General features: G+C 49.9%; 3 protein-coding genes. All 3 read left to right on the top strand.

All coding sequences use genetic code 11. From position 1 onward, the window contains the following. Nucleotides 1–91: 91 nt before the first annotated feature. The gene (locus tag AABB87_RS22985; RefSeq protein ID WP_341973598.1) at nucleotides 92–754 is read left to right on the top strand and encodes a hypothetical protein; all 663 of its coding nucleotides are present in this window, start codon (nucleotides 92–94) and stop codon (nucleotides 752–754) included. Next, nucleotides 751–1,509 carry a site-specific DNA-methyltransferase gene (locus AABB87_RS22980; RefSeq protein WP_341973597.1) on the top strand — a complete coding sequence of 253 codons (759 nt, stop codon included), beginning with the start codon at nucleotides 751–753 and terminating at the stop codon, nucleotides 1,507–1,509. Before AABB87_RS22985 ends, AABB87_RS22980 begins: the two co-directional genes overlap by 4 nt. Further along, on the top strand, nucleotides 1,484–2,686 hold a 1,203-nt coding region (locus tag AABB87_RS22975; RefSeq protein ID WP_341973596.1), incomplete at its 3' end, for a site-specific DNA-methyltransferase. The genes AABB87_RS22980 and AABB87_RS22975, both read left to right, overlap by 26 nt.

Raw genomic sequence — 2,686 nt, 5'->3', positions numbered from 1 at the left:
TAGCGCGGCGCATAGCAACAAAACGTTTAAGCGCAACCCAAATTCTTAACCAGCCAATGGCACACTTTACCCCTTCAACAAGGGAGGCCAAATGGCGACGTTCAATAAGATCTACAGCACCGACACAACCATCTACACACAGTCGAGCGTCAGCAAGCGAATTGAGGCTTTGTTCCTCAATAACGTCGGAAAGATCGTTACACGCGCGCAAATCTTAAAGGCCGCGAAAGATCCGAATACCGGGGTTGAGCCTGAGAACTGGCATCAACGGATGTCAGAGCTCCGCACCGACAAAGGCTATACGATCCTTTCGTCGCGTGATACGACGGAATTGGCGACTGAGGAGTACCTCATGCCTCACACCGAGTTGCGTGCAAACGCTGGTCGTCGGGTGCAGCCTACTAAGGCCTGTTGGGAGGCGGTTTGCCAACGTGCTGGCAACCGCTGTGAATGGACTGAGGACGGCCAACGTTGTACCCTTCATGAAGGTGAGAACGACCACATTGGTGGAGGCAAGGTCAAGTTGACCCCGGATCATCTGAAACCTCACTCGATTGACCCGGCAAGCGATCCTCACGCACCTACGGAATGGCAAGCGCTGTGCGGTCGTCATCAAGTGATGAAGAAGAACTTCTGGGATTCGAGTACTGGCAAGATTAACTTACCAGCAATAGTTCAGGCCGCTAGCAAGCCCCAGAAGAAAGAAGTATTGAATCAGCTGCTTGATTATTTTGGCCTGGAAATAAAAAATTGATCGAAGTCCGACCCGCCGCTGATGTACTCGATACCCTGCGAAAGTTTCAGAGAGAGGGGCGTTTAGCTAAATGCACAATCCTTGACCCTTGGTACAACAAGGGCGTTGGCGGCGTGTCGGAAAATTACAAGGAGTTCATCGCAGAAATGCTGTCTACTGCTTGCGAAGTATCTGAACATGTTTTTCTTTGGGGATTTCCAGAAATACTTGCTCAGTTCGTTGGCATGACTCCGTCTACGCACTCTTTGAATGCTTGGTTGACTTGGTTCTATAAGAATAATCCTTCAGTAATTCGCGGGTGGCGGTCTGCGCAAAATGCATGCCTCCACTTCAGTTCTGAAAGATCGACGATTTATCCGGAGCATTTCCTCAATAGAGCGCAGCTTCAGAAAAGAGCTGAAGGCAAACTCCGCTATATGCCAGGACCGCCTTCAGTGATCGAATGTCCGTTGAACATCGGTTTTATAGGTCGCGCAGAACAGCTTGGGCATCCTGCTCAAAAGCCGATGATGGTTTTCGAGCCGCTAATTCGGATGACAACCAAGCCTGGTGATCTAGTATTGGATCCGATGTGCGGAAGTGGTACTACCGGAACAATTTGTCAGGTGTTGAACAGAGACGCCGTGTTATGTGATAGTGATGGCCGGTGGATAATGGCCACTGAAGAACGGCTTAAAAATAGTGTGATTGACCAAGTATTGAAGAAGCAGCTTGCCGCCAAGTACCCAGATGATTACCTTGAAACAATTGGATAGACGGCCGATTTTCAATCAAAAGCTGACGCGGTCATCAGACTTTCTGGGGCTTGAGATTCCAGAGTCGCCAAATCGGAATGCGCACGTCCGACTCTCACTCAATGCTGATTGCAAGCTACTTCGAGGCGAGAACTTGGCATGGCTTAGTCATCTCATCGATGATCCATCCCAAACGTTCGATTTTTGCTACATCGATCCACCGTACAACACTGGCCAGCAGTTTATCTACCCGGACTTCTTCAAGTCTTCAAATGAGCGCGCTCCCTGGGGGCGACACACGGGTTGGATGGAATTCATGTTGCCTCGACTTGTCGCGGCGCACACGCTGCTCAAATCACATGGAATCATTGCGATCAGCATCGACGACTACGAGTACTCTTACCTTAAGAACATACTTGATGTGGTGTTCGGGGATGAGAACCACATTGCTACCCTGGTGGTTGTTAGAAGTAAGAACGGAAAGGGATCAAAGCCTAATGTTGCGGTGAACCATGAGTACGTTGTGTTGTTCGGAAAATCTGGAACCGCAAAGGTAAGTGGGCTTCATGAAGTTGACACGAAGTCGTACAATAAATCCGACGCGTACGGGCACTACAAGGTAGATGGACTATTCAGGAAGAAAGGCGATGCTAGCCTCCGCACCGACCGCCCGAATATGTACTACCCGCTGTACTACGCTTCGAATGGCGAGGTATTTACTACACAAGTTCGCGAAGGCCTTTCGGAGGTTTGGCCCGTGGATTCCAAAGGAGTTGAGCGCCGGTGGTTATGGGGAAATGAAAAAGCGACCAATGAATCTTGGAAACTGTACGCCTCGGCCAGCGGAGTGATCTACGTTAAGAACTACAACTCCGAGGACAAACGTGTAAAACTTCGGAGTGTCTTGGACAGCAGCGAGTACCTAACGGATCGTGCGACGACCGAAATAAAAGAGATTTTCGGCGATAAGGTTTTCGAGACCCCAAAGCCGTTAGCTCTGGTTCGTGACCTTGTTGACTCTTGTTGCACGAGTACGTCTGGAGATATCCTAGACTTTTTTGCGGGAACAGGGACGACTGCAGAGGCCGTCCACGAACTAAATGTTCGCGACGGAGGTGCTCGCAAGACAGTCTTGATCGAACAAGATTTACGAGTGCCGAACGGACATGTCGCGTTAACAGGTGGACATGCATCTACC

The organism is Roseateles sp. PN1 (genome assembly GCF_038419725.1).
Taxonomy (GTDB): domain Bacteria; phylum Pseudomonadota; class Gammaproteobacteria; order Burkholderiales; family Burkholderiaceae_C; genus Paucibacter_A.
This window is presented reverse-complemented; position numbering and strand designations above follow the sequence as displayed.

What these genes read in the sequence shown, in the direction of transcription:
- AABB87_RS22985 (WP_341973598.1), top strand. Translation starts at nt 92, where the DNA reads ATGGCGACGTTCAATAAGATCTACAGCACCGACACAACCATCTACACA.